The following is a 21,916-nucleotide window of genomic DNA, read 5'->3' as shown; positions in this document are numbered from 1 at the left end:
GCCTTTTTTATTGTATAAGTTATTTCCTTTTTAAAAATAATAAGAGGAGACTGACAGCAATCAGTACATAAGGCCAGTACAATTCAAAGCCGGAAGTAGGGATCGAAAGGGAACTTAGCTGTTTTGTAATTTGCTGAAAGAAATAAAGGAACAAACCGAGTGCGATCAGCACAACACTTTCAATTCGATATTCTTTTTTCTGAGATGATTTCACAAAGAGTGCAAGTCCTACGATGAACACAATCATTGTAAATGTGTCAGGCCAGTGGTCCAATTTAGGCTGTAGAATAAAGTGTAGCGAAAGGCCTGTCATGAGCATACCGATAAATACATGAGCGCTTTCTTGCTCCTTTTTTCCTTGATATAAGAACGCGAGGCCAAAAAGCAGTACAAGTGTATACCATTTCTCTTGATCCTTCCAAATGTCAAATTGACCTCCTGAGAGAATGGCATATAGCGCTACAGCCAATAAAGTGAGCGGCAGCAAAATGGATTTCTTCTTCAAAGATGTCACCTTCTTTTAAGCAGATCATTTGTCCGCACGCGCCAAATCTGGTAAATTGCTTGAAGTGATGATATGGCATAATTGGTGTCGAACATTTTTCTACTATATCACAACATTTTTGAAATCTGTTCACAATTTTTATCCAGTTAAAAATGAATATATGTTATAATCATTATAAATAATAAATTCTATATTGTAATTATTATAAATTAGACAGGGCGTTGGGGGTGCAAGCTGAAGTTATGCATATTCTTGTTGTGGGTTTAGATTATAAAACAGCCCCTGTTGAGATACGGGAACAGCTGAGCTTTGAACCGAGTGAGCTCGGAACAGCGATGTCCAAGCTTAAAGAAGAAAAAAGCATTCTAGAGAATATCGTCATCTCAACATGTAATCGAACAGAGATCTACGCAGTAGTAGATCAGCTTCATACTGGACGGTTTTATATAAAAAGATTTTTAGCCGATTGGTTCGGTTTAGAAAAGGAAGATGTCTCTCCATATTTGAAGTTCTATGAAAACGATGGAGCAGTTGAGCATTTATTCCGTGTGGCCTGTGGACTTGATTCCATGGTCATTGGTGAAACGCAAATACTCGGTCAAGTACGTTCCAGCTTTAAAGTAGCTCAAGAGGAGAAGACCATTGGTACCGTTTTCAATTATTTATTTAAACAGGCGGTAACCGTTGCAAAACGCTCTCATGCGGAAACGGATATTGCGTCTAATGCCGTGTCTGTCAGCTATGCAGCTGTTGAGCTTGCCAAAAAAATCTTTGGACGTCTTTCTGATAAGCATGTCCTGATTCTTGGTGCGGGCAAAATGGGCGAACTGGCGGCTCAAAACCTTCAAGGTCAAGGAATTGGCCAAGTAACGGTCATCAACCGAACGTTTGAGAAGGCAAAGGAATTGGCGGGGCGTTTTTCAGGAGAGCCTAAGAGCTTAAACCAATTAGAAAAAACATTATCCGAAGCGGACATTTTAATCAGCTCAACGGGAGCGAAACAATTTGTCATTACAAAAGAAATGGTCGAAAGTGCGAATAAAAAGCGGAAGGGCAGACCTCTATTTATGGTGGATATTGCTGTACCCCGTGATTTAGATCCAGCTATTTCTGAAGTAGAAGGTGCTTTTTTGTATGACATTGATGACCTTGAAGGCATCGTGGCTGCCAACTTAAAAGAGCGCCGTGCAGTGGCTGAGCAGGTTGAGCTTCTGATTGAAGCAGAAATTGTGGAATTTAAGCAATGGCTGAATACGTTAGGTGTTGTTCCGGTCATTTCTGCACTTAGAGAAAAAGCACTCACAATTCAAGCCGATACGATGCAGAGTATTGAGCGGAAGCTTCCAAACCTCACAAATCGTGAAATGAAGCTGTTAAATAAACATACGAAAAGCATCATCAACCAAATGCTGAAAGATCCTATCTTAAAGGCAAAAGAAATTGCCGCGGAGCCGAATGCAGAGGAAAAGCTTTTACTCTTTAAAGAAATCTTTGATTTACAGGTTGAAGATGAAGAGCAAAAGGTCGAGCCAATGCAGGTGGAGCAAGGATCATTTCAGCTGTTCAAACCAAATATGGCGCAAGGCTTTGCTACAGTTGCCAGTGAGTGATTAAGCGATGATGGAATCCATTGTAGCGAGACTCAATGAAGCGACGATCTTAATCTATGCACTAAGTGTCTTGTTCTATTTCATAGATTTTCTTCAACACAACCGGAAGGCTGGAAAAATGGCTTTCTGGTTGCTTTCTATTGTCTGGCTGCTGCAAACAGTCTACATGTTCTATATTATGATGGAAACAGACCGATTCCCTGTGTTGAATGTAGCAGAGGGGTTATATTTTTATACGTGGGTGCTTGTGACACTTTCTCTTGTGCTCACAAAGGTATTGCGCGTTGAATTTATTGTCTTTTTTACAAATGTGATCGGTTTTTCCATGATGGCGATTCACACCTTTACACCATCTGACCTCCATTCAGCAGAACTGACGGGGAAGCTGACGAGTGAACTGCTCGTGATTCATATTACGATGGCGATTTTATCCTACGGTGCCTTTTCACTTTCATTTGCGTTTTCACTGCTTTATCTCTTTCAATATCGTTTACTGAAAAAGAAAAAATGGGGAAAATGGCTTCTGAGAATTGAAGATTTATCAAAGCTGGATCATATGGCGTACGTATTAAACATTATTGGTGTGCCTATGCTCTTGCTTAGTTTAATTCTTGGCATCATTTGGGCATATATTTCGTATGATACGTTGTACTGGACAGATGCAAAGGTGCTTGGTTCGTTTATTATGCTGTTTTTATACGGCTTTTACTTATATATCAGATTGGTGAGAAATATGCAGGGCAAAATCGTGGCACTATGGAATGTCGCTTCATTTCTTGTGCTGATGATCAATTATTTTCTGCTTGGTAGCTTATCAACCTTTCATTGGTTTCAATAATGATGAGTCTTAAAGGCATTGTCGGGAGGAAGACGTATTGCGTACAATTAAAGTAGGTTCTAGACGAAGTAAGCTGGCAATTACACAAACAAAATGGGTCATTCAAAAGCTGTCTGAACTAAACCCTTCTTATTCTTTTGAAATAAAAGAAATTGTGACAAAGGGTGATCAAATTTTAGATGTGACCTTATCTAAGGTTGGCGGAAAAGGACTGTTTGTTAAAGAGATCGAGCAGGCGATGCTGAATCATGACATCGATATGGCGGTGCACAGCATGAAGGATATGCCGGCTGCTCTTCCGGAAGGTTTAGTTATTGGCTGTATTCCTGAGCGTGAGGATGTACGGGATGCACTTATTTCGAAGGATCATCTGAGTCTCAGCGAACTGCCTAAGGGCGCAATTGTGGGAACAAGCAGCTTACGGCGCAGCGCCCAGCTTCTTCAGGAAAGACCAGATCTTGAGATTAAATGGATTCGAGGAAACATTGATACGAGGTTAGAAAAGCTGAAAAATGAAGAGTATGATGCCATTATTCTAGCGGCTGCCGGTCTGTCCAGAATGGGATGGAGCAAAGAGGTCGTATCGGAATTTTTATCTCCTGAGACTTGTCTGCCTGCCGTTGGACAAGGCGCGCTGTCGATTGAGTGCCGCGGGGATGATGAAGAACTGCTTAAGCTTCTCGCTCAATTTACGAATGAATATACGAAGAAAACGGTCCTTGCAGAAAGAGCCTTCCTCAAACAAATGGATGGAAGCTGTCAGGTGCCGATCGCTGGCTATGCAACGATGAATGAGCATAATGAAATTGAACTAACAGGTCTTGTTGCATCTGCTGATGGGCACACGATTATTCGAGAAACCGTCACAGGCACTGACCCTGAAGCCATTGGAACAGCGTGTGCGAAGCAGATGGCCGATAAGGGAGCAAAGGATTTGATCGACAAGGTGAAAAAGGATCTGTCTCAATGAGCATAGGCAAATCGCTTCACGGACAGACGGTGCTTGTCACTCGAAATGAACGTCAAGCGGGCGTGTTTCAGCAAAAGATTGAAGCGCTGAACGGCCATGCGGTTTTAACCTCTCTTATTCGGTTTGAGCCTACGCTCACAAAAGAAAAAGCGCAGGCCTTTGTAAAGGACTTACAAAATAGCCACTGGCTTGTTTTCACGAGTGTGAATGGTGCGTCTTTTTTTCTAAACTATATAAAAGATCATCATTTACATAAGAGCTTATCCCATTTGAAAGTGGCTGCTGTAGGAGAGAAAACCTCTGCCTATCTTGAGCAGCATGGCTTGAAGGTGGATGTGGTGCCAGAACGATTTATAGCGGAAGAACTGGCAGATGCATTACTTGATCATGTATGCCCAGGAGAGCGTGTGTTTGTAGCAAAAGGGCATCTGTCACGAGATGTGGTGAAAGAGACCCTCGTTCCGCTCGGCATAGAAGTAAAAGAATGGATTTTATATGAAACAGTCAAGGATGAGGATGGAATTGCTGCACTTAAATCGGCAATGACGAAGCAATCATTTGATTTTATTACATTTACGAGCTCATCCACTGTTCATTCTTTTATGCATGTGATGGAAGCAGATGCAGCGAAGCTTGCTGCATCTGACACCTGTTTTGTGACGATCGGTCCTCTGACAAAAGAGGCACTGCTTCAATACGGGATTTCTTCTGAAACCCCAGATACTTATACGATAGACGGAATGCTTGATTTAATGTGCCGTTTATCTGAAAGGAAGTTGAACCATTGATGAAATTTAACAGACACCGCAGATTGCGGACAAGCGCAGGAATGAGAGAATTAGTCAGAGAAACCTTTTTAAGACCATCTGATTTCATTTACCCGATCTTTTTTGTAGAGGGAGAAAATGTCCGAAAAGAAGTCTCTTCAATGCCAGGTGTATATCACATTTCTGTAGACCTCGTGAAAGAAGAAGTCCAAGAGCTTGTTGATCTTGGCATCAAATCGATCATTGTATTTGGTGTGCCGGATCATAAAGATCATGTAGGCAGTGAGGCGTATCACGATCATGGCATTGTTCAAAGAGCAACGCTCGAAATCAAAAAGCATTTCCCAGAGCTCGTGGTCATTGCAGACACTTGCTTATGCCAATATACAGATCACGGACATTGCGGAATCGTTGAAGATGGAGAAATTTTAAATGATGAATCTCTTCAGCTATTAGCGAAGACGGCTGTCAGCCAAGCGCGTGCAGGTGCAGATATCATCGCGCCTTCAAATATGATGGACGGATTTGTTGTTGCCATTCGTGAGGCACTTGATGAAGCAGGCTTTATTCATGTACCTGTCATGTCATATGCGGTGAAATATGCAAGTGCTTTTTACGGTCCGTTTCGTGATGCTGCACATAGTACACCGCAGTTTGGAGATCGTAAAACATATCAAATGGACCCTGCAAACCGTTTAGAGGCACTAAGAGAAGCGCAATCTGATGTAGAAGAGGGAGCTGACTTCTTGATTGTCAAACCATCTCTTTCTTACTTAGACATTATGCGTGATGTGAAAAATGAATTTACACTCCCTGTTGTTGCTTATAATGTGAGCGGAGAGTATGCGATGGTGAAAGCCGCCGCTCAAAATGGCTGGATTTCTGAAAAAGAGCTTGTTCTTGAAATGCTGACAAGCATGAAACGTGCAGGAGCAGAACTCATCATTACGTATCATGCAAAAGATGCAGCAAAATGGCTCTCAGAATAAAGAACGGATAGACAGGAGGACGTTGAAATGGGACGTAGCTATGAAAAATCAAAGCAAGCATTTGAAGAAGCACAGCATTTAATGCCTGGTGGTGTCAACAGCCCTGTGCGTGCATTTAAATCAGTCAACACAGACCCGATTTTTATGGAACGGGGCAAAGGCGCCAAGATCTATGATATTGATGGAAATGAATACATCGATTATGTCTTATCATGGGGACCGCTTATTTTAGGACATACGAATGACCGTGTCGTTGAAAGCATTCAGCGAGTAGCGGAAAATGGGACAAGCTTCGGTGCTTCTACGTTAGTTGAAAATGAATTAGCTAAACTTGTATCAGAACGGGTTCCTTCCATCGAAGTTATTCGCATGGTCAGCTCTGGTACAGAGGCGACGATGAGTGCACTTCGTCTAGCTCGTGGTTTTACAGGCAGAAATAAAATTGTGAAATTTGAAGGCTGCTATCATGGCCACGGTGATTCTTTGCTCATTAAAGCGGGTTCTGGAGTAGCAACGCTTGGACTGCCGGATAGTCCTGGTGTTCCTGAAGGGACTGCAAGTAACACAATCACAGTACCGTACAATGATTTAGAAAGTATTCAAGTTGCTTTTCAAGAATTTGGAGATGATATCGCTGGTGTTATTGTAGAGCCGGTCGCAGGAAATATGGGGGTTGTCCCTCCGCAAGAAGGTTTCTTGCAAGGACTGAGAGACATCACGGAGCAATATGGATCATTGCTTATTTTTGATGAGGTCATGACAGGCTTCCGTGTGGATTATCACTGCGCGCAAGGCTATTTTGGCATCACACCTGATCTGACGTGCCTTGGTAAAGTGATTGGAGGCGGTCTTCCGGTCGGTGCTTATGGCGGAAGAGCGGATATTATGAGACAAATTGCGCCAAGTGGTCCAATATACCAAGCAGGAACGTTATCTGGTAACCCTCTTGCGATGACAGCAGGCTTAGAAACCCTAAAACAGCTGACACCTGAGTCTTATGAAGAATTTAAACGAAAAGGTGACCGTTTAGAAGAAGGCATTTCGAAAGCGGCAAAAGCATACGGAATTCCATTAACGTTTAACCGTGCGGGTTCCATGATCGGATTCTTCTTTACAAATGAAGAAGTGATCAATTATGACAAAGCGAAAACAGCTGATCTTGCTTTATTCGCTGAATTTTACAAGGAAATGGCCGATCACGGCATCTTCCTCCCGCCTTCTCAATTTGAAGGACTATTCCTGTCAACAGCTCATACAGATGAAGACATCGAATATACGATTGAGACAGTGGAAAAGGTTTTTCAAAAACTACGTCGATAAAACAAAAGGCCGATATGGAGACATATCGGCTTTTTTGCATTAGAGAAAACCAATCATATTTTCACTACCTCCTTCATACAACTGTATTGACATCTAATTTTATTTTTTAAGGATTAGATGAAAGGAGGACACCGACTTGTCTCAAAACAATCGATTACAGTTTTCGGTAGAAGAATCCATTTATTTCAAAAGCGGACAGGAAGTCAGTGAGCTGCTGTCAATTTCTCTCGACCCTGACATTCTCGTTCAAGAAGTGAATGATTATGTTTCTATTAGAGGTTCACTCGAGCTAACAGGAGAATACAACATAAATCAAGAGGAGCTATTGGGTGAATTGAGTTCCTTTCCAACATACAGGGAAGCAGATGAGGTAAAGGTCAGAGAAGACGGAACGGCGGAGCTTCTGCATCAATTTCCAGTCGATATCACCATTCCGAAGAACAAAATTAGTCATTTAAATGATGTGTTTGTGTTTATTGATGCGTTTGATTACCAGCTGACAGAGAATCGTTTGCTCACCATTCAGGCTGATTTAGCCATTGAGGGCTTGTTAGACAAGGAAACGCCTCAAGCGCCTGTAGAGGAGCCGTATGAATTTGTCCATCGTCCTGAAGTGGATTATGGCGATATGGCCTACGATTATCAATTGCAGCCGGAACATGAAGAACAAGAAGAGCTGCAAGGCGAAGAACGTGAGCATGATGAGAATCAGCCTGTATTCCAACATGACACGCGCGCGGAGCAAGAGGAACAGGAAGTGCAGGAAGTACAAGAAGAAGAGGAAGAAGAAATTGAGATAGAACTGGTGAACAGGGAAGTAGAAGAGGCGTCCGAAGAACCTGAAGAATTAGAAGAACCTGAAGAATTAGAAGAACCTGAAGAATTAGAAGAACCTGAAGAGCCGGAACAGCCGAATAATCAAGAAGAAGCTGTGGCGCTTGGTTATCGATCCATCCCTGAAGCTCAGGTGCAGGAACCGCCATTTTTTGAACCGCCAAAGCTATTAGAAGAAGAGGAGCGGGAAGAGCCGTTCTTTGAAGTGGAAGTAAGAAAGGATCCTGAAGCTGCTGAAGAGCAGGAAGAAACGGTACAGTCGTATCCGGCTTTTGAATCACCTGCTGATCAAGAGGAGCCTGAGCATGAGGCGCACGATGATGAATATCAGCTCGGGCGGTTATATGAACGGGAAGCACCTAAAATATATGAGTCAGCTCAAGAAGAAGAGGAGCTTGAAGAAGACGTGAGAGAAACGTCTGGCAGTGAGAATTCTCTTTATTTAACAAAGCTGTTCGCTAAGCAGGAGGAGGAAGATTTTTCCCGCATGAAAATATGTATAGTTCAGCAAGAAGATACGGTCGATCGTATTTGTGAGAGATATCAGTTGAATGTGCAGCAGCTTCTTCGCACAAACTCATTATCGATTGATGCGGAGCTTGAGGAAGGGCAGATTCTTTATATTCCTGAATATCAAAAAAGCAATGCATAGCAAGCGATGACTGACCGAGAAAATGTGGTGAGTGAACGTGGATGAAATCCAATCTGTCTTATACGAATACGGACTTGAGGCTGAATATATTGAACCTGTCAGTCCTGCTGTCATCAAGGTATATACAAAGCAGGGTGTATTTGCCCTGAAACGAGTAAAAGCCAGCCGGCATATGCAATTTACAGAACAAATGCTTGAACTGGAATCAAAGGGCTATCGCTCCTTTGTGCCGATTTATCGGACGACGAGCGGTTCCTTTTTCTCAAGTCATCGAGAAAGCCAGTATGCATATTATCTGATGCCGTGGCTGACGAATGAAAAGAGAGAAGAGCAGGACGATAAGCACGAATATTTATTTCAAGAGATTGCAAGACTTCATAAGCGGACTGAAGTCATGATGGATATCACAGAGCAAGAGATAGAAGCACATTACACACAAATCAAGACCAAATGGGAAACAGAGAAAGACATGTATGAACGATTCATAGAGCGGGCAGAACAAACGTGGTATATGTCGCCATTTGAGCTGGCCGCTGCTATGTATTTTTCAGAGGCGATGTCTGCCAGTGAATTTGCGCTTGAACGTTTAGAAGATTGGCATGAAGAAATGAAAGACAAAGAGACAACGCGTGTTGTGCTAAATCATGGGCAGCTATCGATCCATCACTTTTTGTATAATGATGTAGGGACAGGACATTTCACCAATTTCGAGCGGTCTAAAAAAGCCTCCCCTATTTATGATCTTCTGACCTTTTACTTTCGGACTTTCAAAACCTATCCTACGTCTTGTCCTGAATGCACTTCCTTGTTTTATACGTATCAAAAAGGAAACCCTCTTCGGGAGGAAGAACTGCATTTGTTCCTAAGCTACCTCGCTTATCCGCAAGGGCTGTTTGATACAGTAAAAGCCTATGAAGCAGGCGGGCAGGATGAAATGGAAAGCTGCCAGCAGCTGTTAAGAGCGTATTGGCAGATGAAAAATTCTGAGCCGACCGTCATGAAGATTCACGAAATTGAGCAGGCTAGACGGCTTGAAGAAGAACAAAGTGCCTCGTCATCGGCGGAATGACGAGGTTATGCTGCGTTGGCTTTATATGGGCAGGTACATAATGATGAGTTTTTAAAACCAATCAAGATGAAAGGCACAGGCGAGAAAAATAAGAATACCTAGAATGAGGACGTCAAATGTCGTAGGGAAAATGATCGTACGAAATCCTTGAAATATAGCAATCGGGAGAACGACTTGGGAAGCAACTGCCCGAATTTGTCTCAGCCAGGGGGGAAGTGTGTAAGGATTGATCTTCTTCAAATCAAACGCCCTCCTTCTTCATTTTGTTATTATCATATGGGCAAAAGGGCGAAGGGTGCCTGCCCAATTTGTATAAAGAAGAAGAAAAGCGGAAAAGATGATTGACGAAAACAAAAGGCATTTAGTAATATTAATAAAAGATGAGTATGTGCTGATGAACGTGATATATCGTAAGCGTGGATCAGGAAGAGTACGAGCAAGACCCTAAAGAGAGGGAAGCCAAGAGCTGAAAGGTTTCCTAGGATGTACTTGTTTGGAAGGTCGCCTGTGAGCTTAATTTCTTGAATGAACAAGTAGAGAAATTCGGGAGAACCCCGTTATCCTTTAGAGTGTATGGGACACGTGGATGTGTCTCGTGAAAAAAGGTGGTACCGCGAAAAAGCTTTTTCGTCCTTTTATAAGGATGGAAAGGCTTTTTTTATGTTTCATCAGCCGAAAAAATGTGGAGGTTACACAAATGGGAACAAATAATCAAGAAATGCCAACAAAGTACGATCCAAATGCGATTGAAAAAGACCGCTATACGTACTGGCTTGAAGGGAAATTCTTCGAAGCACAAAATGACAAAACGAAAGATCCATATACAGTCGTCATTCCTCCACCAAACGTGACAGGAAAACTGCACCTTGGGCATGCATGGGATTCTACACTCCAAGACATCGTGACACGTATGAAACGGATGCAGGGCTATGACGTTCTTTGGCTTCCAGGTATGGACCATGCCGGTATTGCGACTCAAGCAAAAGTCGAGGCAAAGCTTCGCGAAGAAGGTGTAAGCCGATATGACCTTGGCAGGGAGAAATTTGTGGAAGAAACGTGGAAGTGGAAAGAAGAATATGCAGATTTTATTCGCAGCCAGTGGGCGAAAATGGGACTTGGCCTCGATTACTCCCGTGAACGTTTTACTTTAGATGAAGGTCTGAATAAAGCCGTTCGCCAAGTGTTTGTTCAATTGTATGAAAAAGGGCTTATTTATCGCGGAGAGTACATCATTAACTGGGATCCAGCAACGAAAACGGCACTTTCTGATATTGAAGTGATTTATAAGGATGTTCAAGGTGCGTTTTATCACTTGAGATATCCGCTTTCAGATGGAACAGGTTCAATTGAAATTGCGACAACAAGACCTGAAACTATGCTGGGGGATACAGCCGTAGCTGTACACCCTGATGACGAACGCTATCAGCATCTGATTGGAAAAACAGTGGTTTTACCAATTACAGGCCGTGAAATCCCAATCGTCGGTGATGACTATGTCGATATGGAGTTTGGCTCAGGTGCTGTGAAAATTACACCTGCTCATGATCCGAATGACTTTGAGCTTGGAAACCGCCACGGGCTAGAGCGTATTCTTGTCATGAATGAAGATGGCACAATGAATGCAAATGCCCTGAAATACAAAGGAATGGACCGTTTCGAATGCCGCAAACAGCTTGTGAAGGATTTACAAGAGGAAGGCATTTTGTTCAAAATTGAAGACCACATGCATTCAGTTGGTCATAGTGAGCGAAGTGGAGCTGTCGTTGAACCGTATTTATCGACACAATGGTTTGTGAAAATGCAGCCGCTGGCAGACGAAGCTATTCATCTGCAAAAAGGGGACGACCAAGTTCAATTTGTTCCAGACCGATTTGAAAAGACATATTTACATTGGATGGAAAATATCCGTGACTGGTGTATTTCTCGTCAGCTATGGTGGGGACACCGCATTCCGGCTTGGTATCATAAAGAAACGAAAGAAGTATACGTTGGACTTGAAGCACCAGAAGATATTGAGAACTGGGAACAGGATAACGATGTACTTGATACATGGTTTAGTTCAGCGCTGTGGCCGTTTTCTACAATGGGCTGGCCAGATGCAGACAGTGAAGACTTCAAGCGCTACTACCCAACCAATCTGCTTGTAACAGGCTATGACATCATTTTCTTCTGGGTATCCCGCATGATCTTCCAAGGTCTTGAATTCACAGGAGAAAAACCGTTTAAAGATGTCCTCATTCATGGGCTCATCCGCGACGAACAAGGACGTAAAATGAGTAAGTCGCTTGGCAACGGAATTGATCCAATGGAGGTCATCGACAAATACGGTGCGGATTCATTAAGATATTTCTTAGCGACTGGAAGCTCACCAGGCCAGGATCTTCGTTTTAGCTTTGAAAAGGTTGAATCCACTTGGAACTTTGCGAACAAAATTTGGAACGCATCCCGTTTTGCTTTAATGAATATGGATGGTTTAACGTATGATGAGCTTGATTTATCAGGAGAAAAATCAGTTGCTGATCAATGGATTTTAACACGCTTAAATGAAACAATTGAAAGTGTCACACAGCTTGCTGACAAGTATGAATTCGGTGAAGTGGGCAGACATTTATACAACTTCATTTGGGATGATTTCTGTGATTGGTACATTGAAATGGCGAAGCTTCCGCTTTATGGTGAAGACGAAGCAGCAAAGAAAACGACTCGTTCGATCCTTGCGTATGTATTAGATCAAACAATGAGACTTTTACATCCGTTTATGCCGTTCTTAACAGAAGAAATCTGGCAGCATCTACCGCATGAAGGTGAGTCTATTACTGTAGCGGCATGGCCTGAAGTGAAGCCGGAGCTTTCCAACGAACAAGCTTCTGCTGATATGAAGCTGCTTGTTGAACTCATTCGTTCTGTTCGTAACATTCGCAGTGAAGTGAACACGCCAATGAGCAAACAAGTTGAGCTTTACATTAAAGCATCTACGTCTGATATTCAGGAACGTTTAGAGAAAAATCGTTCATATATTGAGCGATTCACGAACCCAAGTGTTCTTGAAATTGGCACAGATGTCCCAGCTAGTGATAAAGCGATGACGGCTGTCATTTCTGGAGCAGAACTCATTCTGCCGCTTGAAGGCTTAATCAACTTAGATGAAGAAATTGCTCGTCTGCAAAAAGAGCTTGATAAACTGACAAAAGAAGTGGAACGAGTTCAGAAAAAGCTTGGCAATGAAGGCTTTATGAAAAAAGCGCCTGAAAGTGTCGTAGAAGAAGAGCGTGCGAAAGAACGTGATTATGTCGCAAAACGCGAAGCTGTTCAAAAGCGTATTGAAGAGCTGAAAGCATAAGGTTAAAAAGACGGCTCCTAATGAAATGGAGTCGTCTTTTTTGAAAATTTCGTATGAAATGAGAGATGACATTGTTTACAACCTACCATGAAGCGATTGAGTGGATTCACAGCAGACTGGCCTTTGGCGTAAAACCGGGTCTTGAACGAATGAAATGGCTGATGAACAGACTAGGAAATCCGGAACAAAGCATAAAAGCAGTACATGTTGCAGGTACAAATGGCAAAGGATCAACCATTGCGTTTACACGTTCTGTTTTACAGGGAGCCGGCTATTCAGTCGGAACCTTCACCTCTCCGTTTATACTAACGTTCAATGAAAGAATCAGCGTGAACGGAGCGCCTATAGAGGATGAAGAATGGCTGAGTTTGGTGAATGAAATCAAGCCTCTTGTTGATGAATTAGATCAAACAGAGCTTGGCGCAGCAACAGAATTTGAAATCATTACAGCATGTGCATTTGCTTATTTTGCTCATGTGCACCAAGTAGACTTTGTCCTCTTGGAAACAGGGCTTGGCGGAAGGCTTGATTCTACAAATATTGCTGTGCCAATCTTAACAGCGATTACGTCGATTGGTCATGATCATATGACCATTTTAGGTGACACACTTGAACAGATTGCAGCTGAAAAAGCGGGTATTATCAAAGAGGGTATTCCAATGATTACGGCAGTTCACCAGCCAGAAGCTCTTGCTGTCATTCAAAACACAGCAAAAGAAAAGAATACCGAATGTATTTCCTTGCATGATACTTGCAGCTTTGATGAGCAGCAGCCGACAGAAACAGGTGAACGTTTCACGTTACGCACATCAAAAAGGCAGTATCCTCAGCTTGAAACAGGATTAATTGGAACGCATCAAAGGCAAAATGCTTCCCTTGCTGTTTTACTCATTGAATGGCTGGAGCAAGAAGACTATATTAGCGTGACAGAAGAGCAAATATATGAAGGCATTCGGCAGGCAGTTTGGGCTGGGAGGTTTGAAAAGGTCAAAGATCATCCTCCAGTGTATTTAGACGGCGCACATAATGAAGAAGGGATCGACCGTTTAATTGAAACCGTACAAGCTCATTTTTCTAGTAAACAGGTGCATATTTGTTTTAGTGCTTTAAAAGATAAGCCGTACAAGAAAATGATTCAAAAGCTTGAAGCTGTAAGTTCTTCTATCCATTTTGTTTCATTTGATTTTCCAAGAGCCGAATCAGCTGAAAAGCTTTATGTATGCAGTCATTTAGACGCAAAGTCGTATGATGATGACCCTCGTACAGTGCTTGAGTTCATTCAGAAAAAAAGTGATGATCCTTCAGCGGTGATTCTTGTGACTGGCTCTCTTTATTTTATTTCAGATATAAGAAATCGTATGATCGGATAACAAAAAAACGCAAATGGCTTCAATGCCTCTTGCGTTTTTTTCTTTTGATACGCAGAAGGGAAGTAAAATCATATTTTTGCTATGTGCACAATGAATACGGTCATGGTAAAATCCGGTCTATCTTATTCTCGGAAGGGGTCACGATATATGATAGGCATTTTTGTGTTTCTTGCGGGCGTCACCATGGGGTCATTCTTTCATCTAGTCGGTGAAAGGCTGCCACTGAAGCGGTCTATTCTTTTTCCTCGTTCTCACTGCACAGCCTGTAAACAGCCGCTTTCCTTGCGCGAGATGATTCCGCTAGTTTCGTATGCATTATTGAGGGGGACTTGTAAACATTGCGGCACTCGGTTGCCAATGCTATATCCACTGATTGAGCTGCTGTCAGGCAGTCTTTTTTTGCTCATGTATAGAATCGCTGGTATTTCGTTTGAAGGTCTTTTTCTTGTAATTCTTTGTAGTTTATTTGTGATTGCTGTCGTGAGCGATCTCCTTTATATGAGGGTGCCAAACGAGCTGTTTCTCTTCTTTTTCCCTCTTTTCGTCATATACCGCACGCTTGAACCTCTTCTTATTTGGTGGGAAGGAGCGGCTTCGCTTCTTTTTTGCTTTCTCTTGTTTTATAGTTTAGATCGTTTCAAGCCAAATAGCATGGGTGGAGCTGATATGAAGCTGTTCGGTGTGCTTGCATTTTGCTTAGGATTCAAGCCATTCCTTCTCATTCTTTTCCTCTCGTGTATCGCTGGAATCGTCTATGCGAAGGTTTTTTCTTTTCGATTAGATGAGCCATTTCCCTTTGTTCCTGCGATCTCTTTTTCTTTTTGGCTGTATCTCTATGGAGCTCATGTCATGCTCCCGTTGGCCGGGTCGATCGGTTGAAAAAATTGGCGAACACTTTTTTTCCCTGCCGACAAAAGTCTTGTTCTTTTTTTTATCCGCTATGTTAAAGTGTGAAACAGAAAGAAGGACGGGTTACATTCGCGCTGATTCATTGGACAAAAAGGTCTTTCTTACAAACAATGTCAGAAAGCGGGGAATGACAGTGAAAAAAAGGCAGGCAAAAAAACAAGGGTTAAAAGTCAATATTAATGGCAAAGAAGAAATGCTTCATGAAGATGACCACCAGCCGCCAAAACAGCAAGAGGATGATCAAGTGACATTTTCGAATTGGGAGGAAAAAAGGCAGTCAGAACAGGAGACAGCTGCTTCCGAGGAAGAACCGGCTAAACCGAAAGAAGAAGACTTCCAGTGGGATGACGCAGCTGATCATATTTATCATTCTGACCCAAAGGTCGTCACACCTTATCAAAAGAAAAAAGGCTCCTTTGACCAGAAGTTCGGTAAAAACCGCGGCCCGTTTAAGAGAGTGATGACAACGATTGTGTTTGCAGTGGTTCTTGGGACAGGCCTTGGTGTGTTTGCACTTAGCTTAAGTCAAGATGGTTCTCAGAATCCATCAGGGGGAGATATCAGCGTTTCAGCGTCCGGAAATCAATCATCAATGAAAGCGGGCGGGGATGCGCCGCCAGCAGATACTGCTGATGAATCAAAAGAGAATAAGGATGAAAAAAGCGCCTCTGGCAGCTTTTCAACCTATGTCGTACAGGCTGGAAAGTTTTCCTCTGAAAAAGGAGCAGATGAATTAGTTGGCAGTTTAAAAGAAGCAGGATATGCGGGGAAAAAGGTCTCGATGGATGATGGCTATTATGTCATTGCCGGGCTTGCGACAGAACAGGGCATGACAAGTGCTGTTGGGAAGAAGCTGATTGATCAGCACTTTGAGGCGTGGGGAGGCAAGGAGCTCTCATTTCAAGTACCGGAGGAGCTGACAAGTTTAATAGAAAAGGCATCTGTTTTATCCTCTAAGGTCATTGCAGGGGATGATGTGGATCAAAAGGACGTTGCGCAGCTGATCTCTGAGCTTGAAAGTGCCAAAACAACGGACGCACCAGCTAAAAGCAGTTTGCTGAAAGCGGTGCAGCTGTTAAATGAACCTACTGCTGAAAACGGGTGGAAATCTCAGCAGGCATTGCTTGATCAATTAAATACGTAAAATCATATTTTAAGAAACCAAACTAGTCAAAAAATGACTAGTTTTTTTCTTTTGCATCCAACATAATGATGAAGGAACATGAAAAATGAATTTTCGTAAATTGTCGGTAAGATGTACATTTGATAGGATGAATGGGTATCTTACTTCTTAGGCTAAACCCTGAAAGGATGAACAAACATGAACCAATTGATTCTCGCATCTCAATCCCCTAGAAGAAAAGAATTGCTTGATCTAGCAGGGTTTTCTTATGACATTCAAGCAAGTCAATTAAAAGAAGAAATAAATCGAAACTTTTCTCCTGCAGAGAACGTCCAATGGTTGGCAGAACAAAAAGCAAGTGATATTCAAAGATTATATCCCGAAGCTGTGATTATTGGTGCAGATACGATTGTTGCAATTGACGGCAAATGTCTTGGGAAACCAAAAGACAAGGAAGAAGCGGCCTCAATGCTTCAATTATTGTCAGGAAAGACACATCAAGTCTTGACGGGTGTCACGATTCAGTCAGAGAATAGAAAAGAAACATTTTATGAACAGACAGAAGTGACGTTTTGGACACTTACGCAAAATGAAATAGACCGCTATATCGAAACGGGAGAACCGCTTGATAAAGCGGGAAGCTATGGCATTCAAGGAAAAGGCGCACTGTTTGTTCAAAAAATAGATGGTGATTATTTTTCCGTTGTAGGTCTCCCTATTGCCAAAACAGTTAGAGTGCTCGAAACATTTGGAATCACCCCTTTTTGATGACAGGAAGGAATCTAAAAGGAGTGGGCATCATGAACGATTTCCCTATGTTGCTAAAGCATTTCCCTCAAGATGAAAAGCCGAGAGAACGATTGATCAAATATGGTCCCGGCAGTCTGTCAAACCATGAACTAGTTGCGATTCTTTTAAGGACAGGCACAAAAAAGGAATCAGTTCTTCAAATTTCCGCAAGACTTCTGCAAACATTTGGCGGTCTTCGTACTATAAGAGAAGCCTCAATTGAAGAAATGTCGAAGATTCGAGGAGTTGGAAAGGCGAAGGCGGTCTCTCTTTTAGCTGCTTTAGAACTCGGCACTAGATTACACCATCAAACGACGGACAACCGCTATGTGATCCGCACACCAGAGGATGGGGCAAACTTTGTGATGGAAGATATGAGGTTTTTACAACAGGAAAATTTCGTTTGTCTTTATCTCAATACTAAAAATCAAGTCCTTCATAAACATACCGTGTTTATTGGAAGTTTGAACTCATCCATCGTTCACCCGCGTGAAATTTTCAAAGAGGCCTTTAAACGGTCCGCTGCTTCATTTATATGTGTGCACAACCATCCATCTGGAGATCCGACGCCGAGCAGGGAAGATATTGAAGTCACACAGCGACTTTTTGAATGTGGACAGCTGATTGGAATACAGCTGCTTGATCATCTTGTCATAGGTGATCAAAAATTTGTGAGTTTGAAGGAAAAAGGGTATTTGTAACACTTTTTTTTTCAATGTTTTACGATATAATAGAGTTTATGAGTTTTTCCCTAAGGGAATTTTGGTTTAAGAAAGGAAGATACATACATATGTTTGGAATTGGTACAAAAGACCTTGGAATAGATCTTGGCACAGCGAATACGCTTGTTTTTATTAAAGGAAAAGGCATTGTTGTAAGAGAACCTTCGGTCGTAGCCTTGGAAACTGATACGAAGTCTATAGTGGCAGTCGGAAATGATGCTAGAAACATGATTGGCCGTACACCTGGTAATGTTGTGGCACTACGCCCAATGAAAGACGGTGTCATTGCAGATTACGAGACGACAGCAACAATGATGAAATATTACATTAATCAAGCATTAAAAGGCAAAGGGCTTTTTGCTCGTAAACCTTACGTCATGGTATGTGTACCATCTGGTATTACAGCTGTAGAAGAGCGTGCAGTCATTGATGCAACAAGACAAGCTGGTGCACGTGACGCATACCCTATTGAAGAACCATTTGCTGCGGCAATCGGTGCTAACCTTCCTGTATGGGAACCAACAGGAAGTATGGTTGTGGATATTGGCGGCGGTACAACAGAAGTAGCGATTATTTCTCTTGGCGGCATTGTGACATCACAATCAATCCGTGTGGCAGGAGATGAGATGGATGATGCGATCAGCAGCTACATCCGTAAAACGTATAACTTAATGATCGGTGATCGTACATCAGAAGCGATTAAAATGGAAATCGGTTCTGCGCAGCCTGACGTACATGATGAGATGGACATTCGCGGACGTGACCTTTTAACAGGTCTGCCAAAAACAATCTCTATTACGGCAGAAGAGATTGCAAAAGCGCTTCGCGATACGGTGGAAACAATTGTCGATGCAGTGAAAATGACTCTTGAAAAAACCCCGCCTGAGCTCGCAGCAGATATTATGGACCGCGGAATTGTTTTAACAGGAGGCGGTGCACTGCTGCGTAATCTTGACAAAGTCATTAGCGATGAAACGAAAATGCCAGTCATTATTGCAGAAGACCCGCTTGACTGTGTGGCAATCGGGACAGGGAAAGCACTAGAACATATTCATTTGTTCAAAGGAAAATCAAAAGATAATCGATAATCGGGCGTAATTAAAGAGGTGTAAGACATGCCGCAGTTTTTTATGAATAAAAGATTAATGTTGCTCCTTGTCTGTGTCATCGTACTGGTGGCCATGATTGGTTTTTCAGTGAAAAGCGGCAGAGGTGCTTCATGGCCGGAAAAATTAGTGGGGGATACGACAGGCTTTTTTCAAGGTGTCTTTCATAAACCATCACAATTTATTGCCGGTATTTATGGGAACGTACAAGATTTAAAGAACACATATGATGAAAACGAGCGTCTTCGAAAAAAACTTGATGGACAAACTCAGTATGAGGCGAAACTTCAAGAACTAGAAGATGAGAACAAAAAGCTTCGCAAACAGCTTGGCTATGTGAACTCTATTCGTGACTACACGCCAATTCTATCAACTGTTATCGCAAGAAACCCTTCTCTTTGGGATAGCTTTGTGATGATTGATAAAGGGAAAAAACAAGGCGTGGAAAAAGATATGGCAGTCACTAATGAGAGTGGCGCATTAATTGGGAAGATTGAAAGTGATAAGCTTAACAATTTTACTTCGACTGTAAGATTGCTAAGCTCTACTGACCAAAATAATAGAATTTCAACGAAAATTTTTGCGAAAAAGGGCAAAGAAGAACTCAATGGAATCATTAACGGTTATGACAGCAAGAAAAAAATGCTGACTATGAATATTCTGAAATCCGATGCAGATGGGGATGTCAAAAAAGGAGATCTTGTTGAAACATCTGGAGCAGGGGGCGTATTCCCGCAAGGCTTAACGATTGGTAAGGTAAGTGAAATCGAGCCAGACCATTACGGCCTGACAAAGATCATTTACGTAGAACCAGCGGCTGAACTCAACAATTTAGACCGTGTGATTGTGGTGAATCGCAGCACAAGTACAGCAGATGCATCTGAATTGACGAAGGAGGAAGGCTCGTGAAACGTGTCCTTCTTGCTTTCGTCATGTTGTTTATCTTCGTATTTGACAGCATTTTTGTTGATTTAGTGAAGCTCCCATTTGTTTCAGAGAATCAAATTTTAGCTCCTCATTTCATTTTACTCGCACTTGCATTTATGACTGCTTTTGTGAATCAAAAATATGGTGTGATTTACGGATTTATCTTTGGACTTTTATATGATATTTCATATACAGGCATACTTGGTGTTCATATGTTTGGCTTTGGGGCGCTTTGCTATTTGTTAGCAAAAGCCTTTAAAGTTCTGCAAACGAATATGTTAGTCGTTGTCTTTCTGTCGATTATTGCTGTTTCCGTGATGGAGTTTTATGTATACGGCGTTCAAGCGACAATTCAACCAGGGATTATGCCGTTTAATACGTATGTCATCGAACGCTTTATTCCAACGATTCTTTTAAATACTGCTGCGTCTCTCATACTTGTTGTGCCGTTTAGGCTCTTTTTCACCCACGTGAAACAAGGACTGATCGACGAATAAAAGCAGGAGTTTGTCCAATTACGGCGAAATGAGTATGTTGTTGAGGTGAGCATCTTGAAAACTCAAAAACAGCAATATGTGACGATAAAAGGTACAAAAAACGGATTAACATTACAGTTAAATGATGACTGTTCGTTTGATGACCTTCTTTCCGGCTTGCGAGAGGTTCTATTACTTGAGCAATATACAGATGGAAGAGAAGGACATAAGGTCAATGTGCATATTAAGCTTGGTTTTCGGTATTTAACAGAGGATCAGGAGACGCGTTTGACTGAAGCGGTGTCTGAAAATGAACATCTCGTCATCCACTCCATTGAAAGTGAAGTCATGTCAACTGAAGAGGCGAGACGATTAAAAGCAGAGGCTGAAATTACTTCTGTAGCAAAAATTGTGCGCTCTGGACAGGTGCTGCATGTCGAAGGAGATCTTTTATTAATAGGAGATGTCAATCCTGGCGGAACGATTCGCGCAGGAGGAAATATTTTTGTGCTTGGCGCTTTAAAAGGTGTGGCGCATGCTGGATGTAATGGCAACAAACAGGCTGTTATTGCGGCATCTCATATGATTCCAACACAGCTTCGCATCGCACAAGTTTTTAACCGCGCGCCAGACCAAAAAGAAGATGGAAATGAAATGGAATGTGCTTATTTAGATATAGATGGCAATATGATCATTGAACGCCTGCAGCAATTGGCTCATATAAGACCTAATCTGACAAGGCTTGAGGGAGGAATGTGAAATTGGGCGAGGCTATTGTGATTACCTCAGGAAAAGGCGGCGTTGGCAAAACAACAACATCTGCAAACTTAGGCACAGCACTAGCAATTCAAGGGAAAAAAGTGTGTCTAGTTGATACCGATATCGGCCTTCGGAATCTGGATGTCGTGATGGGGCTAGAAAACCGCATTATTTATGATCTAGTCGATGTAGTAGAAGGAAGATGCAAAATTCATCAAGCGCTTGTAAAAGATAAGCGTTTCGAGGATCTTTTGTATCTTTTACCTGCTGCTCAAACAAGTGATAAAACGGCTGTAGAGCCGGAACAGATCAAAGAATTAATTCAATCATTGAAACAAGACTTTGATTATGTTGTTATTGACTGCCCTGCTGGAATTGAGCAAGGCTTTAAAAATGCTGTATCCGGTGCAGACAAGGCCATTGTCGTGACGACGCCTGAAATCTCAGCTGTAAGAGATGCGGACCGAATCATCGGTTTGTTAGAACAAGAAGATATCGAACCGCCTCGTTTGATTGTCAATCGTATTCGTACACACATGGCGAAAAATGGCGATTCAATGGATGTAGATGAAGTGGTACATCATTTATCAATTGATTTACTTGGCATTGTAGCAGATGATGATGATGTGATTAAGGCTTCAAACAATGGTGAACCGATTGTTATGGATGCTAAAAATAAAGTATCGATTGCCTATCGCAATATTGCCCGCCGGGTACTAGGCGAATCTGTTCCGCTTCAATCTTTTGAAGAAGAAAACAAGGGAATGTTTGCAAAGCTCAAAGCATTTTTTGGTGTAAGAGCATAATCACTGAACCGTGATAGAAAACCTTTGCAGTCTAG

At 42.2% G+C, this 21,916-nt stretch carries 21 protein-coding genes and 1 other annotated feature; of the genes, 19 read left to right on the top strand and 2 right to left on the bottom strand.

The genetic code is table 11. From position 1 onward, the window contains the following. Positions 1–19 precede the first annotated feature (19 nt). Complete coding sequence (locus MHI08_RS12600) at positions 20–505, bottom strand: hypothetical protein (protein WP_034279808.1); 486 nt, start codon at positions 503–505, stop codon at positions 20–22. A gap of 242 nt (positions 506–747) precedes the next feature. Between MHI08_RS12600 and hemA the strand changes: the two genes are divergently transcribed. From hemA to ysxE, 8 genes are all read left to right on the top strand, one after another. After that, positions 748–2,115 carry a glutamyl-tRNA reductase gene (gene hemA, locus MHI08_RS12595; RefSeq protein WP_024427831.1) on the top strand — a complete coding sequence of 456 codons (1,368 nt, stop codon included), beginning with the start codon at positions 748–750 and terminating at the stop codon, positions 2,113–2,115. Between the two features lie 7 nt (positions 2,116–2,122). Further along, positions 2,123–2,953, top strand: a complete 831-nt coding sequence (locus MHI08_RS12590; protein ID WP_024423174.1) for a cytochrome c biogenesis protein — start codon at positions 2,123–2,125, stop codon at positions 2,951–2,953. 37 nt (positions 2,954–2,990) lie between these two features. Beyond that, positions 2,991–3,923, top strand: a complete 933-nt coding sequence (hemC, locus tag MHI08_RS12585) for a hydroxymethylbilane synthase (RefSeq protein WP_024423173.1) — start codon at positions 2,991–2,993, stop codon at positions 3,921–3,923. Beyond that, the gene (locus MHI08_RS12580; RefSeq protein ID WP_342499662.1) at positions 3,920–4,711 is read left to right on the top strand and encodes a uroporphyrinogen-III synthase; all 792 of its coding nucleotides are present in this window, start codon (positions 3,920–3,922) and stop codon (positions 4,709–4,711) included. The genes hemC and MHI08_RS12580 overlap by 4 nt, the downstream gene beginning before the upstream one ends. Next, positions 4,711–5,679: a porphobilinogen synthase gene (gene hemB / locus MHI08_RS12575; RefSeq protein WP_029706177.1), complete on the top strand. Its 969-nt coding sequence runs from the start codon at positions 4,711–4,713 to the stop codon at positions 5,677–5,679. The genes MHI08_RS12580 and hemB overlap by 1 nt, the downstream gene beginning before the upstream one ends. A gap of 27 nt (positions 5,680–5,706) precedes the next feature. Then, positions 5,707–6,999, top strand: a complete 1,293-nt coding sequence (gene hemL / locus MHI08_RS12570; RefSeq protein ID WP_039180405.1) for a glutamate-1-semialdehyde 2,1-aminomutase — start codon at positions 5,707–5,709, stop codon at positions 6,997–6,999. Between the two features lie 136 nt (positions 7,000–7,135). Next, positions 7,136–8,485, top strand: a complete 1,350-nt coding sequence (locus MHI08_RS12565) for a LysM peptidoglycan-binding domain-containing protein (protein ID WP_342499661.1) — start codon at positions 7,136–7,138, stop codon at positions 8,483–8,485. A gap of 37 nt (positions 8,486–8,522) precedes the next feature. Further along, positions 8,523–9,554: a spore coat protein YsxE gene (gene ysxE / locus MHI08_RS12560; protein WP_034621137.1), complete on the top strand. Its 1,032-nt coding sequence runs from the start codon at positions 8,523–8,525 to the stop codon at positions 9,552–9,554. A 51-nt stretch (positions 9,555–9,605) separates the two neighbouring features. On the opposite strand, the gene MHI08_RS12555 is transcribed toward ysxE, so the two are convergent. Further along, a complete protein-coding gene (locus tag MHI08_RS12555; protein ID WP_003216497.1) occupies positions 9,606–9,794 on the bottom strand; it encodes a hypothetical protein in 189 nt (62 codons plus the stop codon). A 168-nt stretch (positions 9,795–9,962) separates the two neighbouring features. After that, positions 9,963–10,192 (top strand) — a binding site (T-box leader). A gap of 59 nt (positions 10,193–10,251) precedes the next feature. On the opposite strand from MHI08_RS12555, the gene MHI08_RS12550 reads away from it, so the two are divergent. The 11 genes from MHI08_RS12550 to minD all read left to right on the top strand — a co-directional run bounded on the left by MHI08_RS12550 (position 10,252) and on the right by minD (position 21,881). Beyond that, on the top strand, positions 10,252–12,894 hold the full coding sequence (locus tag MHI08_RS12550) for a valine--tRNA ligase (protein ID WP_151862633.1): 2,643 nt from the start codon (positions 10,252–10,254) through the stop codon (positions 12,892–12,894). 65 nt (positions 12,895–12,959) lie between these two features. After that, entirely contained in the window at positions 12,960–14,264 is a 1,305-nt protein-coding gene (locus tag MHI08_RS12545; protein WP_248350901.1) for a folylpolyglutamate synthase/dihydrofolate synthase family protein, read from the top strand. 147 nt (positions 14,265–14,411) lie between these two features. Further along, complete coding sequence (locus tag MHI08_RS12540) at positions 14,412–15,143, top strand: prepilin peptidase (RefSeq protein WP_342499660.1); 732 nt, start codon at positions 14,412–14,414, stop codon at positions 15,141–15,143. Between the two features lie 157 nt (positions 15,144–15,300). Continuing rightward, positions 15,301–16,317 (top strand): SPOR domain-containing protein, encoded by a 1,017-nt coding sequence (locus MHI08_RS12535; RefSeq protein ID WP_241218561.1) that lies wholly within the window; start codon positions 15,301–15,303, stop codon positions 16,315–16,317. A gap of 177 nt (positions 16,318–16,494) precedes the next feature. Beyond that, positions 16,495–17,064, top strand: coding sequence for a Maf family protein (locus tag MHI08_RS12530; RefSeq protein WP_024423165.1), 570 nt, complete (start codon positions 16,495–16,497; stop codon positions 17,062–17,064). A 47-nt stretch (positions 17,065–17,111) separates the two neighbouring features. Further along, entirely contained in the window at positions 17,112–17,786 is a 675-nt protein-coding gene (gene radC, locus MHI08_RS12525) for a DNA repair protein RadC (protein WP_044331749.1), read from the top strand. An 89-nt stretch (positions 17,787–17,875) separates the two neighbouring features. Further along, positions 17,876–18,895, top strand: a complete 1,020-nt coding sequence (locus MHI08_RS12520) for a rod shape-determining protein (RefSeq protein WP_007501538.1) — start codon at positions 17,876–17,878, stop codon at positions 18,893–18,895. 27 nt (positions 18,896–18,922) lie between these two features. Beyond that, positions 18,923–19,822 carry a rod shape-determining protein MreC gene (gene mreC, locus MHI08_RS12515; protein WP_024423163.1) on the top strand — a complete coding sequence of 300 codons (900 nt, stop codon included), beginning with the start codon at positions 18,923–18,925 and terminating at the stop codon, positions 19,820–19,822. After that, complete coding sequence (gene mreD, locus MHI08_RS12510; protein WP_280149394.1) at positions 19,819–20,337, top strand: rod shape-determining protein MreD; 519 nt, start codon at positions 19,819–19,821, stop codon at positions 20,335–20,337. Before mreC ends, mreD begins: the two co-directional genes overlap by 4 nt. Positions 20,338–20,391: 54 nt before the next feature. Further along, a complete protein-coding gene (minC, locus tag MHI08_RS12505; RefSeq protein ID WP_024423161.1) occupies positions 20,392–21,075 on the top strand; it encodes a septum site-determining protein MinC in 684 nt (227 codons plus the stop codon). Positions 21,076–21,077: 2 nt separating this feature from the next. After that, the gene (minD, locus tag MHI08_RS12500; protein ID WP_017358134.1) at positions 21,078–21,881 is read left to right on the top strand and encodes a septum site-determining protein MinD; all 804 of its coding nucleotides are present in this window, start codon (positions 21,078–21,080) and stop codon (positions 21,879–21,881) included. Positions 21,882–21,916: the final 35 nt, after the last annotated feature.

This window comes from Bacillus sp. FSL M7-0791 (genome assembly GCF_038627085.1).
GTDB lineage: Bacteria > Bacillota > Bacilli > Bacillales > Bacillaceae > Bacillus > Bacillus safensis.
Note: the sequence above shows the minus strand (reverse complement) of the source record. Positions and strands in the feature narration are given on the sequence as shown.